This is a genomic window from Massilia sp. TSP1-1-2 (assembly GCF_049896185.1).
In the GTDB taxonomy this organism is placed as follows: Bacteria; Pseudomonadota; Gammaproteobacteria; order Burkholderiales; family Burkholderiaceae_D; genus Telluria_A.
On the sequence record NZ_JAFCTU010000018.1, the window covers coordinates 18,627 to 33,080 of the forward strand.

At 61.4% G+C, this 14,454-nt stretch carries 16 protein-coding genes; 5 read left to right on the forward strand and 11 right to left on the reverse strand.

What is annotated here, in order from left to right; translation table 11 throughout:
• Positions 1 to 69 precede the first annotated feature (69 nt).
• The 6 genes from ACP7BV_RS16175 to tyrS form a co-directional block, all read right to left on the reverse strand.
• Entirely contained in the window at positions 70 to 303 is a 234-nt protein-coding gene (locus ACP7BV_RS16175) for a helix-turn-helix domain-containing protein (protein WP_426105259.1), read from the reverse strand.
• A gap of 98 nt (positions 304 to 401) precedes the next feature.
• The gene (gene dusB, locus ACP7BV_RS16180; protein ID WP_426105260.1) at positions 402 to 1,427 is read right to left on the reverse strand and encodes a tRNA dihydrouridine synthase DusB; all 1,026 of its coding nucleotides are present in this window, start codon (positions 1,425 to 1,427) and stop codon (positions 402 to 404) included.
• A 164-nt stretch (positions 1,428 to 1,591) separates the two neighbouring features.
• Positions 1,592 to 2,239 carry a histidine phosphatase family protein gene (locus ACP7BV_RS16185; protein ID WP_426105262.1) on the reverse strand — a complete coding sequence of 216 codons (648 nt, stop codon included), beginning with the start codon at positions 2,237 to 2,239 and terminating at the stop codon, positions 1,592 to 1,594.
• Positions 2,240 to 2,902 (reverse strand): YbhB/YbcL family Raf kinase inhibitor-like protein, encoded by a 663-nt coding sequence (locus tag ACP7BV_RS16190; protein ID WP_426105264.1) that lies wholly within the window; start codon positions 2,900 to 2,902, stop codon positions 2,240 to 2,242. It abuts the gene before it with no gap.
• 49 nt (positions 2,903 to 2,951) lie between these two features.
• Entirely contained in the window at positions 2,952 to 3,398 is a 447-nt protein-coding gene (gene dtd, locus ACP7BV_RS16195; protein WP_426105266.1) for a D-aminoacyl-tRNA deacylase, read from the reverse strand.
• Positions 3,395 to 4,648 (reverse strand): tyrosine--tRNA ligase, encoded by a 1,254-nt coding sequence (tyrS, locus tag ACP7BV_RS16200; RefSeq protein WP_426105269.1) that lies wholly within the window; start codon positions 4,646 to 4,648, stop codon positions 3,395 to 3,397. Before tyrS ends, dtd begins: the two co-directional genes overlap by 4 nt.
• A gap of 169 nt (positions 4,649 to 4,817) precedes the next feature.
• Between tyrS and ACP7BV_RS16205 the strand changes: the two genes are divergently transcribed.
• Complete coding sequence (locus ACP7BV_RS16205; RefSeq protein WP_426105270.1) at positions 4,818 to 6,185, forward strand: peptidoglycan DD-metalloendopeptidase family protein; 1,368 nt, start codon at positions 4,818 to 4,820, stop codon at positions 6,183 to 6,185.
• 89 nt (positions 6,186 to 6,274) lie between these two features.
• The gene (locus ACP7BV_RS16210) at positions 6,275 to 7,372 is read left to right on the forward strand and encodes an anhydro-N-acetylmuramic acid kinase (RefSeq protein WP_426105272.1); all 1,098 of its coding nucleotides are present in this window, start codon (positions 6,275 to 6,277) and stop codon (positions 7,370 to 7,372) included.
• Between the two features lie 16 nt (positions 7,373 to 7,388).
• On the opposite strand, the gene erpA is transcribed toward ACP7BV_RS16210, so the two are convergent.
• From erpA to rplM, 5 genes are all read right to left on the reverse strand, one after another.
• Positions 7,389 to 7,751, reverse strand: a complete 363-nt coding sequence (gene erpA, locus ACP7BV_RS16215; protein ID WP_426105273.1) for an iron-sulfur cluster insertion protein ErpA — start codon at positions 7,749 to 7,751, stop codon at positions 7,389 to 7,391.
• 51 nt (positions 7,752 to 7,802) lie between these two features.
• Complete coding sequence (locus tag ACP7BV_RS16220; RefSeq protein WP_426105274.1) at positions 7,803 to 8,216, reverse strand: bactofilin family protein; 414 nt, start codon at positions 8,214 to 8,216, stop codon at positions 7,803 to 7,805.
• A 207-nt stretch (positions 8,217 to 8,423) separates the two neighbouring features.
• On the reverse strand, positions 8,424 to 9,461 hold the full coding sequence (argC, locus tag ACP7BV_RS16225; RefSeq protein ID WP_426105276.1) for an N-acetyl-gamma-glutamyl-phosphate reductase: 1,038 nt from the start codon (positions 9,459 to 9,461) through the stop codon (positions 8,424 to 8,426).
• 392 nt (positions 9,462 to 9,853) lie between these two features.
• Entirely contained in the window at positions 9,854 to 10,246 is a 393-nt protein-coding gene (gene rpsI / locus ACP7BV_RS16230) for a 30S ribosomal protein S9 (protein WP_426105277.1), read from the reverse strand.
• 9 nt (positions 10,247 to 10,255) lie between these two features.
• Positions 10,256 to 10,690: a 50S ribosomal protein L13 gene (rplM, locus tag ACP7BV_RS16235; RefSeq protein ID WP_426105278.1), complete on the reverse strand. Its 435-nt coding sequence runs from the start codon at positions 10,688 to 10,690 to the stop codon at positions 10,256 to 10,258.
• A gap of 363 nt (positions 10,691 to 11,053) precedes the next feature.
• On the opposite strand from rplM, the gene ACP7BV_RS16240 reads away from it, so the two are divergent.
• From ACP7BV_RS16240 to ACP7BV_RS16250, 3 genes are read left to right on the forward strand one after another with little or no spacing between them, the layout of a single operon-like run.
• Positions 11,054 to 12,481 (forward strand): alpha/beta fold hydrolase, encoded by a 1,428-nt coding sequence (locus ACP7BV_RS16240; RefSeq protein ID WP_426105279.1) that lies wholly within the window; start codon positions 11,054 to 11,056, stop codon positions 12,479 to 12,481.
• 13 nt (positions 12,482 to 12,494) lie between these two features.
• Positions 12,495 to 13,229: an ATP-binding cassette domain-containing protein gene (locus ACP7BV_RS16245; RefSeq protein ID WP_426105281.1), complete on the forward strand. Its 735-nt coding sequence runs from the start codon at positions 12,495 to 12,497 to the stop codon at positions 13,227 to 13,229.
• The gene (locus ACP7BV_RS16250) at positions 13,226 to 14,440 is read left to right on the forward strand and encodes an ABC transporter permease (protein ID WP_426105282.1); all 1,215 of its coding nucleotides are present in this window, start codon (positions 13,226 to 13,228) and stop codon (positions 14,438 to 14,440) included. The genes ACP7BV_RS16245 and ACP7BV_RS16250 overlap by 4 nt, the downstream gene beginning before the upstream one ends.
• Positions 14,441 to 14,454 lie beyond the last annotated feature (14 nt).

The following is a 14,454-nucleotide window of genomic DNA, read 5'->3' on the forward strand; positions in this document are numbered from 1 at the left end:
ATGCACTGGCGCGCCACGCGCGATTGGCTCGCGCGACGGTAGCACGGGCCACTCAGTGTGCTAATGCTGTTAGAGCAATCCGTGTTCCTGCAGCTTCTTTCGCAAGGTATTGCGATTGATGCCCAGCATCTGGGCCGCGTGGGACTGGTTGCCCTCCGCGCGCGTCATGACGACTTCGAGAATCGGCCGTTCGACGGTCAGCACGACCATATCGTAGATGTTCGTCGCTTGCTGTTCGCCCAGGTCATTGAAATACTCTTCAAGACTTTTCTGGACGACTTCCTGGATACTTTCTTTGCTCATGTTTTCGTGCTTCACTTGGCTGGATTAGTTTCTAAGCGCTGCTCTTGCTGGCAGCGTTGCCCCACATGCTTGTTTCCTGGCGTTTTTATTCTGCCAATTTATGCTGCCAATGCAACTTGCGAAATGCTGGCGGGCCGGTATTGTAACCGCTCGTCGAAACTATGTTGAGATTCGAAAAAAACATCTACTGCGCGCAACTGTTGTTCTGTGGACTCCAACAAGTTCATTTGCTGCCGGAACTCTTCACCGCCGATAAGATCGCGCACGTACCAGCCGATGTGCTTGCGCGCCGTGCGCACGCCTAAAAATTCGCCGTAAAACGCGTAGTGCGCCTGCAAGTGTTCGTCCATCAAGGTGCGCACTTCATCGACCAAGGGCGCCGGCAAGTATTCGCCTGTGCGCAGGAAATGGTCGATCTCGCGGCAGATCCACGGCCGCCCTTGCGCCGCGCGCCCGATCATGACGGCGTCGGCGCCAGTCTGGGCCAGCACCAATCGCGCTTTTTCGGGGGTCGTGATGTCGCCGTTGGCCACCACGGGAATGCGCACCGACGCCTTGACGGCGGCAATCGTGTCGTACTCGGCTTCGCCCTGGTAGCCGTCGGCGCGCGTGCGTCCGTGCAGCGTCAGCATCTGGATGCCAGCCTGTTCGGCAATGCGGGCAATGCGCAGCGCATTTTTGTTTTCGCGGTTCCAGCCGGTGCGAAACTTGAGGGTGACCGGCACATCGACGGCGCGTACCACGGCGTCCAGGATTTTTTCGACCAGGTCTTCATGTTGCAGCAGCGCCGAGCCACACCAGCTGTTGCACACCTTCTTGACCGGGCAGCCCATATTGATATCGATGATCTGGGCGCCGCGGTCGACGTTGAATTTGGCGCAGTCGGCCAGGTCTTGCGCCACGGCACCGGCGATCTGGACCGCCTTCGGTTCCATTTCACCTTCATGGTCAAGGCGACGCGTGCTTTTTTCGGTGGCCCACAGGCGCGGGTTGGACGCCGCCATTTCGGAGACGGCATAGCCGGCGCCGAGCTGCTTGCACAGTTGCCGGAACGGCCGATCCGTCACGCCCGCCATGGGGGCAACGAAAACATTATTGCGCAACAAGTAAGGACCAATATGCACAGGCAAAGACCGGAAGGTTGGAGGGAACCGACTATTTTACCCGATTTACTGCTCAAATAATAAGCACTATTTATTATGAAGCAAATGCTTTCTAGATCGATTGAATGCTTGCAAAGTCTTCAAAAGGCAGGTCCCCGGGGCCTGCCGCGCCGTTAGCCGCGCTGTTAGCCAAGTTCGTCCAGCACGCCGGTTTTGAGGTGGGCTACTTCGCCCCAGCTGTGCAGCGACAACACCCCGCCGTGCACGCTGAAACGGTTGATGCTCGCGTTCATCACGGGAAAGTCGCGCGGCGTTTCCAAGGACAGTCCCAGCGCCGAGCGGTAAGCGCACTCGAGCACGCCGCCATGGGCAACCAGCGCCAGCTTGCGCCCGGGATAACGCTCGGCAATGCCTGCAATGGCGTCCACGCAGCGCCGGTAAAACTGCCGAAAGCTTTCCGCCTCGCGCACGCCGGCCGGCATCACGCTGTCGATGTCGCGCGCCTGCCAGGCGGCAAATTCACGCGGGAAGCGCAGTTCGATCTCGGCATACAACAGCCCTTCAAAGCCGCCGTAACAGCGTTCGCGCAGGCCGCTGTCGGCATGCACCAGCATGCCTTGCCGCCTGGCCAGCGCCTCTGCCGTCTGGTGAGCGCGCTGCAGGTCGCTGGCATAGATGGCGTCGAAGTGCTCCGCCGCCAGCGCGCCGGCCAGGGCAGCGGCCTGGCGCAAGCCTTCCCCGTTCAAGGCGATGTCGATATGGCCCTGCAGGCGGCGTTCGGCGTTCCAGGCGGTTTCGCCATGGCGGATCAATACAATTTGTGTGATGGGCATTTAATCGAGCGTGTCGGCAAGGTCGGGATTGAGCGAATACACGCCAAAAATTTGTGCTTCATCAAGAATGTGGCCGCGGATGGCGCGCCGCGCCTCGGCCCCGGTAAAGCGCCCTTTCAGGCCCAGCTGCGGCACATCGAGGGCGTACAGGCAAAACAAGTAGGTGTGCACACGCTCATCGTTCCACGGCGGGCACGGGCCGTCATAGCCGTAATATTCACCGGCCATGGCCGGATCGGCGAGGAACCAGCTGGTGTAGTCGTTGATGCCCTGGCGCAGCTGATGCTCCGTGCCGTTTTTAACCGTGAACGGCACCAGCGGCCCGCTCTTGCCGTGCGGCGTGACCAGTTCGGAAAACATGCCCAGCGCAATGAAGCGCATGGCCACGGGAATATCGACCAGCGTCCAGTGATAAAAATCGACGCGCGGCAACTCCAGGGGAACCACCCGCCTTTCCTGGTTGACATCGGTGGCGATGGAAGGGGCATCGATGTCGCGGCACAGCAAGACCAGCGACTGCGTGCCGGCCGGCACGTCATCCCAGGCCAGGTGCGGATTGCGGTTGCTTGCCAGGCGCACGCGCGTGGTCGGATCGATGACGGCGAATGCGCATTCCGCCGGTATGGCCCCGCCTTCGGTAAAAGAATCACTCCACAATCTCATCGCAACCTCCCTGCCCTGATGATATTGACCACAAATCGGTCCACAGGTTTCACTTGGGCGCCACCTGCAACCAGAAAGTCACCGGGCCGTCATTGGTCAGCGACACTTTCATGTCCGCGCCGAACTGGCCGGTCTGCACTGTTGCGTGGCGTGCTCTTGCCTGGCCAACAAAATAGTCGAACAGGCGCAAGCCGTCGGCGGGCGCTGCCGCCGGCGTAAAAGATGGCCGGGTGCCCGACTTGGTGTCGGCCGCCAGCGTAAATTGCGGAACCAGCAACAAGGCGCCGGCCACGTCGGCCACGCTCAGGTTCATCTTGCCCGCGGCATCGCCAAACACGCGGTAGCCGAGCAACTTGACCAACAGCAGGTCAGCTTCCTTTTCGCTGTCGCCCCGCTCGGCGCACACCAGCACCATCAGGCCGGCGTCGATCGCGCCGATCAACTGGCCGTCGACCAAAACGCTGGCCTGGCTGACCCGTTGCAGCAAAGCGATCATGCGCTTAGGGTAACACGGGCGAACTTGCGTTTTCCCACTTGCAGCACAATCGTGCCGGCCTGCACTTGCAATGCCTTGTCGGTGACGACGGCGCCATCGATCCGCACCCCGCCCTGGTCCACCATGCGCATCGCTTCGCCGGTGGAGGCGCACAGACCGGTGTGTTTCAGCAAGTGCGCCACGCCCATGGGTGCGCCCGACACTGCCACTTCGGGCACATCGTCGGGAACGCCGCCCTTGGAGCGGTTGACGAAATCGGCCAGCGCATCGTCGGCCGCTTGTGCGCAATGGAATCGGGTGACAATTTCCTTGGCGAGCGCCACTTTTGCGTCGCGCGGATTGCGGCCACCGTCGGTTTGCGCCTGCAGCGCAGCAATGTCGGCCAGGGAACTAAATGACAGCAATTCGTAATAACGCCACATCATGACGTCGGAAATGCTCATCAGCTTGCCGAACATCATATTGACAGGCTCGGTGATACCTATATAGTTGTTCTTCGACTTGGACATCTTGTCGACGCCATCGAGGCCTTCCAGCAAGGGCATGGTCAGGATGCACTGCTGCTCCTGGCCATAGTCCTTCTGCAGCTCGCGGCCAACCAGCAAGTTGAATTTTTGATCTGTTCCACCCAGCTCAAGGTCAGCCTTTAAAGCAACCGAATCGTAGCCTTGCATCAAAGGATAAAGGAACTCATGGACCGAGATCGGTGTCCCACTCTTGTAGCGCTTGGTAAAATCGTCCCGTTCCATCATCCGGGCTACCGTGTAGCGCGACGCCAGTTCGATCATGCCGCGCGCGCCCAGCGGGTCGGACCATTCGGAGTTGTAGCGAATTTCCGTGCGCGCCGGGTCGAGCACCAGCGACGCCTGCTTGAAATAGGTCATCGCATTGAGCTCGATTTGCTCCTTGGTCAGGGGCGGGCGCGTAATGTTGCGTCCCGAGGGATCGCCGATCATCGACGTGAAGTCGCCGATCAGGAAGATCACCTGGTGACCCAGATTTTGCAATTGCCGCATCTTGTTCAGTACCACCGTGTGCCCCAGATGCAGGTCGGGCGCGGTGGGGTCCAGGCCCAGTTTGATGCGCAGCGGCTTGCCGGACTGTTCCGACCGGGCCAGTTTTTGAGCAAATTCGCTTTCGATGAGCAGTTCGTCCACACCGCGTTTGGTGATTGCAAGTGCTTCCAAAACACTGTCCGTCAGGGGCAAGGAAGGGGTGGCGACAGTCTTGGAGGATACAGGAATGGTCATGTTTAACTTATAACAGAATGAGGCGGAATAACGAAAAAGTTGGGCTACTTCAATTATTTGATATAATGCTCGATCCGATTAATCTTGCCCGACGAAAACTAAACATAATAACAACAAGAAAAAGTAGCGCTCTTCGTGAATGTTCAAGCGGCAAATTTTAACTGATTGCATGAACCCTATACATAAAATCACAGCCAAAAGCTGGACCGGACTACTAGGAAGCACACGCAAGGCCCGCATCACGCGCGCTGGTGCGGTCTTCCTCACGGTGTGCGCCTTCGGCGCCGCGGGCGTAGCGCCTCTGGCTCCCGACGCGTCGGACCTGCCGGTCAAGTCGATCGCGCAAGACCTCGAACTGCCGAACCTGGCCGATCAGATCGCTGCGCTTCAAAAAGACGAGCAGAGCTTCATTCACGAAGAGAAAATCCGCGCAGGCGACACGCTTGCCGTTCTGCTCCAGCGCCTCGGCGTTGACGATCCTGCCGCAGCCCAGTTCATCAAATCCGACAAAACCGCCAAGACCATCATGCAGCTCAAGACCGGCAAGCGGGTCCAGGCGCAAACGGATGAAAACGGCGACCTGCAATGGCTGCGCGGCACCCTCGTCGATGCCAGCGACAACCCGGTCACCCAGGTGATGATCACCCGCCAGGGCGACAAGTTCGTGGCCAAGGCGTCCCCGGTGCAGCTCGAGCGTCGCGTCGAAATGCGCGCCCGCGAAATCACCACGTCCCTGTACAGCGCGACGGACTCCACCACCGACGGCGGCAAGCTGCCCGATACCATCGTGGCCCAGATCGTTGAAATGTTCTCGACGAGCATAGACTTTCGTACCGACCTGAAAAGAGGCGACCGCTTCAACGTCGTCTACGAAACGTTTTGGCAAGACGGCGAAATGGTACGCGCAGGCCGCATCCTGGCTGGCGAATTTACCAACCGCGGCGTGACGTATCAGTCCGTCTGGTATGAAGATCCGGTCACCAAGCAGGGCGGCGGCTACTATACCTTCGACGGCAAGGCGCTCAAGAAGGGCTTCCTCAAGTCGCCGCTTGAGTTCTCGCGTATTTCGTCGGGTTTCTCGAACCGCGTGCACCCGATTACCGGCGAATGGAAAGCCCACAAGGGCATCGACTTTGCCGCCTCGCTCGGTACGCCGATTCGCGCCTCGGGCGACGGCGTGGTCGATTTCGCCGGTGTTCAGGGCGGCTACGGCAATTTCATCGTCCTCAAGCACTGGGCCAACTACACCACCGCCTACGGCCACATGAGCCGCTTTGCCACGGGCATGCGGCGCGGCCAGCAGGTCAAGCAAGGTGATGTTATCGGCTATGTCGGCTCGACCGGCTGGTCCACGGGCGCCCACCTGCACTATGAATTCCGAGTTGGAAACGAAGCACGCGACCCGCTGTCGGTCAAGGTACTGGCACAGGCACCACTGTCGAGTTCGGAAATGGCTCGCTTCCAGATGGCCGCCAACGACATGACGCATCGGTTTGCCCTGCTGCGGCCAACCGGCACGGCGATGGCAGTGCGCTGACGGAAACAGTCGTGCAACGGTAGTACAAAAATTTGGGCCCGGTTTTCCGGGCCCTTTTGTTTTTCCGCGCACCCTGTATGATTGGGTGCATGACGACTTCCTCCCTTTTCATCGGTTTAATGTCCGGCACCAGCATGGACGGCGTCGACGGCGTGCTGGCCGACTTTGCCGACGACAGCATCTCGACCATCGCCGCCGCCTTCATTCCTTTCAGCACCGAACTGCGCGCCAGCCTGATGGCCCTGCAAGCGGCCGGCCCGGATGAAATCTTGCGCCAAGCCATCTCCGCCAACAACCTTGCCGTTTGCTACGCGGCCTGCGTGGAAGTGCTCAAGCCCGCCGCTGACCGGCCCATCGCGGCAATCGCCGCGCATGGCCAGACCATCCGCCACCGTCCGGAACTCGGCTTTACCGTGCAGGCCAACAATGCCGCCCTGCTGGCCGAACTAACCGGCCTTGACGTCATTGCCGATCTGCGCAGCCGCGACGTGGCCGCAGGCGGCCAGGGCGCGCCACTGGTGCCCGCGTTTCATCAGGCATGCTTTGCCAAGGCGGGCTCAAACCGCGTCGTGGTCAACATTGGCGGCATTGCCAACATCAGCGTGCTGCACGCGGACGGGCGCGTCAGCGGTTGCGATACCGGCCCCGGCAACGCTCTGATGGATGCATGGATTGGACGCCACCAAGGCTGCGATTACGACGCTGACGGAGCCTGGGGCGCCGCCGGCAGTGTCAACCACGACCTGCTGGCGCGATTCCTGGGTGAACCCTATTTTGCCCGTCCGGCGCCCAAGAGCACGGGCCGCGACCTGTTTCATGCTGCGTGGCTGGACGCCATGCTGGACCAGGCTGGCCCGCTGGCCGCGCAAGACGTGCAGGCCACGCTGGTGGCGCTCACCGCGCACAGCATTGCCGACGCCATCCTGGAAAGTGCGCACGAAGTGGAAGCGGTGTACGTCTGCGGAGGCGGCGCGTACAACAGCGCCCTGCGGCGCGCCTTGACGGCGGCGCTGGGTGGGAAAACACGGGTGGAATCGACTGCGGTGCTGGGCGTGGAGCCCAACCGGGTGGAAGCGCTGGCGTTTGCGTGGCTAGGTTACCGCTTCACCCAACGCGAAGCGGGCAATCTGCCGGCCGTGACGGGAGCAAAGGGACCCAGAATCCTGGGCGCCCTGTACCCCGCGTAAAGCGTGACTGCGGCCGTCACGCCGAGAACGACGAACCGCAACCGCAGGTCGAGGTGGCGGTCGGGTTCTTGATGACGAACTGCGCACCTTCGAGGTCATCCTTGTAATCGATTTCCGCGCCCACCAGATACTGGTAGCTCATCGAATCGATCAGCAGTTGCACGCCATTCTTGACCATGGTGGTGTCGTCTTCGTTGACGATTTCATCGAAGGTAAAGCCGTACTGGAAGCCGGAACAGCCGCCACCTTGCACGAAAACGCGCAATTTCAGGTCGGGATTGCCCTCTTCCTCGATCAGCTGAGCAACTTTTTGGGCTGCGCTGTCGGTGAAGATGATCGGGGCTGGCATTACGTCTGGGGCTTCGGCAACTGCGTTCATGTGATACTCCTACTGGAAACAATTTGAGTCATTATAGACTGTTGGCGTCCCTCACGCTTCGGATACCTTGAAGATACTGGGGGGCGACATCGCAAGATGGAATTCCGGCTCGCCCGACTCCTGGTGGGTGAGCGTCCCGGCGACGGTGGCGCCGCTGTGCATTTCGAGCCGCTTGTAGTGGACATTGCCTATGATGCGGCCTTTCGGCTGTAATTCAAGTAGTTCGGTCGCATACACGTCGCCTGCGATATAGCCTTCGACGATCAGCGTGGCGCAGTGCACGTTGCCGGCGATGCGCGCATGTTCCGACACGATCAGCACGTTTTCGGCACTGTCGCCGCCGATCACATCGCCATTGACTTCGCCGTCAATGCGCAGCCCCCCGGTGAAACACAGGTTTCCTTCGATCCGGGCGGAAATTCCGACCAGGCTGTCAATTTCCGTCTTTGCGTTACGACCGAACATGATTGGCACTCCTCAAAGCGACAGGTTGCTGAATCGCACCTGCCCGTCGAGGGCCGCGTGCGGACAATGTGGGCCTTGCCAAATCGACCAGAGCCAGAGTTAATTTACCGCCATCACTACCGGGCGGCGTTGATCTGGATCGCGTGCGCGTCTGGCAACTTGCCGATAGCACCACAAAGTTCCACACAGCTCACGGCTGACCGGGCCTTACGGCAGCAGCGCGACGATCTGCAAGCCCTTGCCCTCGTCCAGGCCAAACATCAGGTTCATGCACTGAACTGCCTGGCCGGAAGCCCCCTTGACCAGGTTGTCCTGCACCACCAGGATGACGACCGTATTGCCGTTCCCGGGGCGATGCAGCGCCAGGCGCAGCATGTTCGAGCCGCGCGTGGAACGGGTTTCCGGGTGCGATCCGAACGGCATGACGTCGACAAATGGCGCGTCCTTGTAGGCATCTTCAAACAATGCCTGCAGCGCCTCATTGTCGATGCTGGTGGTCAGGCGCGCGTACAGCGTCGAATGCATGCCGCGGATCATCGGCACCAGGTGCGGCGTGAAGATCAGCGCAACCGGCATGCCCGTGTAGCGCTGCAACTGAGCAACCGTTTCGGGCGTGTGGCGGTGTCCCGACACGCCGTAGGCCTTGAAGTTGTCGCTGGACTCTGAAAACAGCGTGCCGATCTCGGCCTTGCGTCCGGCGCCGGACACGCCGGATTTGGCATCGGCGATCAGCGCGCTGGTATCGACCAGATTCGCCTTGAGCAAGGGATAAAAACCGATCTGCATCGTGGTCGGGTAGCAACCGGGATTGGCGACCAGGCGCGCGCCCTTGATGGCTTCACGGTTCAGTTCCGGCAAGCCGTACACTGCCTCTTCCAGCAATTCCGGGCAGGTATGGGGGATTTTGTACCACTGCTCGAAGCTTGCCTGATCCTTCAGGCGGAAGTCAGCCGCCAGGTCGATGACCTTCACGCCGGCAGCGAGCAACTCGGGCGCCTGGGCCATGGCAACGCCGTGCGGGGTGGCAAAAAAAACGACATCGCACTGCTTCAGATCGACCTTGTCGGGTGCCGAAAACGCCAGGTTCACCCGTCCGCGCAGCGAGGGAAACATGTCGGCGACGGGCAAGCCATCTTCCTTGCGCGACGTGATGGCGGTAATTTCCACATCCGGGTGGACCGACAGCAGCCTGAGCAGTTCAACGCCCGTATATCCCGTACCGCCGACGATGCCAACTTTGATCATGATATTCCTTGAAGAAAATAGTGGGCCAAGCCCGAAGAAATGCAATTTTAACAGTGCCGGAAAAACCCCGCGCTCCGAACCAAAGCCGGGGTCAGACCACCTCTATAAAACTATTGTTTAATTGGGGTCAGACCTCAAGAATGTGGAAATTAAGTTCATTTTAGCAACAAAACGCGCGTTTTTTCTTCCACCAATCCAAAAGTTCCCGTGCAAGTAGCAGTAGTTCGTGAGAATCTGGATTCTGTTGCTCGAACCGCGAGGTCTGACCCCAATTAAAAAACACTTTCACAAAGGTGGTCTGACCCCGGTTGGGAGGCAATAAAAAAGCCGCACGGCTTTGCAGCTGGCGGCTTTTTGGATGCAGCACCCGAAGGCGCTGCGAAGGAAACGAATTAACGCTTCGAGAATTGCTTTGCGCGACGTGCTTTGCGCAGACCGACTTTTTTACGCTCGACTTCACGTGCATCGCGGGTAACGAAACCGGCACGTGCCAGGTCGCCCTTCAATGCTGCGTCATAGTCGATCAGTGCGCGGGTGATGCCGTGGCGAACTGCGCCAGCCTGGCCGGACTCGCCGCCGCCGTGAACGTTGACCTTGATGTCAAAACGCTCGACATTGCCGGTCAGTTCCAGTGGTTGACGAATGACCATCAGGCCCGTCTCGCGCGAGAAATAATCCTGCGCCGGCTTGCCATTAACGATGATTTGGCCAGTGCCAACCTTGATGAACACGCGAGCGACTGCACTCTTGCGACGGCCGGTGCCGTAATTGTAGTTACCGATCATGTCAGTTCCTTACTTGAAGAGCACGAGTGCTTTAGGTTGCTGGGCCGCGTGCGGGTGGGAACCTTCTGCGTACACTTTCAGCTTCTTGATCATGGCGTAGCCAAGCGGGCCCTTAGGCAGCATGCCCTTGACCGCTTTTTCAAGCGCACGACCCGGAAAACGCTCTTGCATTTTCTTGAAGTTGGTTTCGTAGATACCACCTGGGTAGCCGGAGTGACGGTAGTACGTCTTCTCGGTTGCCTTGGTACCGGTCACGCGCAGTTTGCCTGCATTGATGACGACGATGAAATCGCCCGTATCGACGTGAGGAGTAAATTCCGGTTTGTGTTTGCCGCGCAATCGGAGTGCCACTTCGCTGGCAACACGTCCGAGGATCAGATCCGTCGCGTCAACCACTAACCAATCGCGCTGGACTTCATGGCCCTTAGCGGAAAAAGTTTTCATGTTGACTTCCTAAATATAAAACTTATTAAATCGCTCAAATGGTGGTTCCGCCCTTGTTGCCTGCGTACTCTGCCTTATTAGTCTTTCCTGAGCAAACGGAAAGCTGACTACTATAGCCTGCTTTGCCTAGCGCCGTCAACCCCGCCCCGCGTTCCTGCCTGGCGCCGCAACGAGACGTCACAACTAGATGTAGCGCAACCGCCCCAGCCGGACCTCGCCATAGACTCTCACATATTCTCCATGGGAAATATTTTAAGCGCCAAGCGCTCTGCGGCACGGCCGTTTTGTGTGCATACCAACTTTTCATTGACTGCGCAAAGAGCCGACCTTTAGTATGTCTGAGCAACCAACGACGGAGACCTAGTGAAACCAAGCCTGATCCTGACCTTCTCGCTGTGCGCGCTGCTCGCTTTCCCCGCCGGCGCCAAGCCCGTCTCGCAGCAAGGCCGCAGCTGCCACCTGCCCGGCTCCGAAGAAGCGCTGCGCTGCGTGACCGTGCCCCTGCCGCTCGACTACGCCAAGCCCACCGGCCCCACCCTCAAGCTGCACGTGACCGTCGCCCCGGCCTTTCGCGAGGCCGCCCGCCCCGATCCGCTGTTCATTCTGGCCGGCGGCCCGGGCCAGGCCGGCACCGATGTGCTGGTCCTGCTGAACCACTCGTTTCGGCGCGTGCGCGCCACGCGCGACATCGTCGTCATCGACCAGCGCGGCACCGGCCTGTCCGACAAGCTCGATTGCCCGGCCGTCGCCAACGAAGAGACCATGCCCGCGGCCGAACAGGAGCAGGCCGCGCGCAATTGCATCGCCGCCGTCAAGCGCCCGTTTTCCGCCTACGGCACGGCCAGCGCCGCGCGCGACATCGAACAGGTGCGCCTGGCGCTCGGCTACGACACCATCAACCTGTGGGGCGCCTCGTACGGCACGCGCCTGGCCCAGCATTACGCGCGCGCCTACCCGGCCAAGGTGCGCGCCCTGATCCTCGACGGCGTGGTCGCGCCCGACCAGGTCATCCCGGCCGGCGGGCGCGACGCCGCCGCCGCGCTCGAACTGGTGTTCTCCGACTGCGCCGCCAATCCCGCGTGCCAGCTCGCCTATCCCGCCCTGCGCCAGGAATATGCGGCCGTGGCCGCGCGCGTGGCCAGCGGCGCGGTCGAACTCGAGCTGCCCGATCCACGCACCGCGCGCGCGGTCAAGGTGCAGATGAACAGCGAGCGCTTCCTGGGCACCGTGCACGGCATCCTGTACAGCGCGGCCGACACGCGCCGCTTGCCGTTCCTGATCCACAGCGCCTATGCCGGGCGCTGGCAGCCGTTCGTGGCGCGCCGCAACGCCGCCGGCGACTTTTCCTCGGAAGGCCCGGTGGCCCAATTGCTGCACCTGGCCGTGGTGTGCGCCGAAGACGTGCCGCGTCTGACGCCGGCGCTCAGAAAGGACGACGACTCGCCGTTGACGGCAGCGCTCACCACGCGCATCACGTCGCTGTGCGCGCTGCTGAACGTGGTGCCGGCCGCGCCGCAGGCGAGCACCGCGATCAAGGCGCCGGTGCTGATGCTGTCGGGCGAAAACGATCCGGTCACGCCGCCGCGCCGCGCGCGCGCCGCCGGCGAACTGATGGCCCGGGCGCAGCACTTGACGGTGGCCCACGTCGGCCACGGCATTTCGCAACTGGGCTGCTCGCCGCGCCTGTTGCGCGAGTTTCTCGACAAGCCGGAGCAGCAGGTCGACGCCGCCTGCCTCAAGGAGATTCCCGCGCCCACCTTCCAGCTCGGCAGCGCCGGGCCGCAACCCTGACAGCGAGGCCGCCATGATTGACGTGAACGATGTGCGCAAAAAATTCGGCGCCGTGCAGGCGCTCGGCGGCGTGAGCTTTTCCGCGCGCGACGGCCAGATCACCGCGCTGCTCGGCCCCAATGGCGCCGGCAAGACCACCTTGCTGCGCCTGCTCGTGGGCCTGCTGCGGCGCGACACCGGCACCATCCGCATCGATGGCGTGGACCCGGAAGTGGACCCGATGGCGGTGCGCACCAACATCGGCTTTCTGACCGACCAGTTCGGGCTGTACGAGCGCATGTCCACGCGCGAATACCTGCTCTACTTCGGCGAGTTGAACGGCATGGCGCCGGCGGCGGCCAACCGCCGCATCGACGAAGTGTCGCAGCTGCTGGTGATGGACGATATCCTCGAGCGCCGCTCGAAGGGCTTTTCGCAGGGGCAGCGCATCAAGGTCGCGCTGGCGCGCACGCTGCTGCACCGTCCGCGCAACCTGCTGCTCGACGAGCCGTCGCGCGGACTCGACGTCATGAGCACGCGCGCCTTGCGCAGCGCCCTCGAAGTGCTGCGCGCGGACGGCTGCTGCGTCATCATGGCCACCCACGTGATGCAGGAAGTCACCCACCTGTGCGACGACGTGATCGTCATCGCCAAAGGCCACACCGTGGCCCAGGGTTCGCCCGCCGACCTGTGCGCGCGCACCGGCATCGCCAATCTGGAAGACGCTTTTGTGAGCCTGGTCGGCACCGACGAAGGAATCGCCGCATGAAGCCGAAGGCGCAGGCAAGGCAGCAGTTAAAATCGAAATTCACCATCGTCTTTTTGAAAGAACTCAAGGAGCACATGCGCGACAAGCGCTCGCTGGTGATGCTGGCGGTGTTCGTGTTGATGTTCCCGCTGATGATAGGCTACATGCTCAACACCATGATCGAGCGCAGCACCAAGCCGGAGCGCGAAGGCATGGAGCTGGCCGTGATCGGCGGCGCCCAGGCGCCCACGCTGATGGCCCAGCTCAAGCAAAAGAACATCACCGTCAAGCAGCTCACGCCCATGAGCGAAGAGCAGATCGGCGCCCTGCTCAAGGAGCGCCGCGCCGTCGCCGTGCTCAAGCTCGACCCCCAGTACGCGGCCGACTACAACGATATGCGCCCGGCCAAGATCGAGCTGTGGTACGACTCTGCCAGCGACGACGCCCCGCGCCGGCGCGATATCGAAGACGTGCTCAATGCCTACAGCTCGAACATCGCCAGTGCCCGCATGCTGGCGCACGGCGTCTCGCCGGCCACACTTTCGCCGCTGCGGCTGCAGCGCTACGACACCGGCAGCAACGCCTCGCGCTCGGCCCAGTTCATCGGCGTGCTGCTCGGCGTGCTGTTTTTGCCCGCCTTTACCTGCTGCCTGTCGGCGGCGGTCGACAGCACCGCCGGCGAGCGCGAACGGCGTTCGCTCGAAGTGCTGATGGCGCAGCCGGTCAGCCCTTACGTGCTGGTGGCGGGCAAATGGATGGCCGCTGCCGCGCTGGGCGTGTGCGGCCTGTGGCTGGGCCTGGGCTTGATGCATGCGATCCTGTCCTGGCTGCCGCTGGAAGAAGTGGGCATGTCGTGGCGCGTCACCTCGGCCGACCTGGTGCGTGTGTGCTTTGCCGCCATTCCCCTGTGCCTGTTCGCGGCGGCGGCCGAAATCACGATGGCGATGAATTCGAAGTCGTACAAGGAAGCGCAAAGCGTACTGAGCTTTTTCACGCTGCTGCCGATGGTGCCCGGCCTGGTGGTGTCGATCATGGAACTGGAAACCGACACCTGGATGTACACGGTGCCGATGCTGGCTAACCAGACGCTGCTGCGCGAGCTGGCCAAGGGCCAGGACATGGGCATGCTGCCGTTCACGCTCACGTTCCTCAGTTCCCTGTTGCCGGCGCTGGCCATCATCGCGTTTGCCGGCTGGCGCATGAAGAGCGAGCGCTACGTTCTGGCGGTCTGAAGCGGACACTGCAC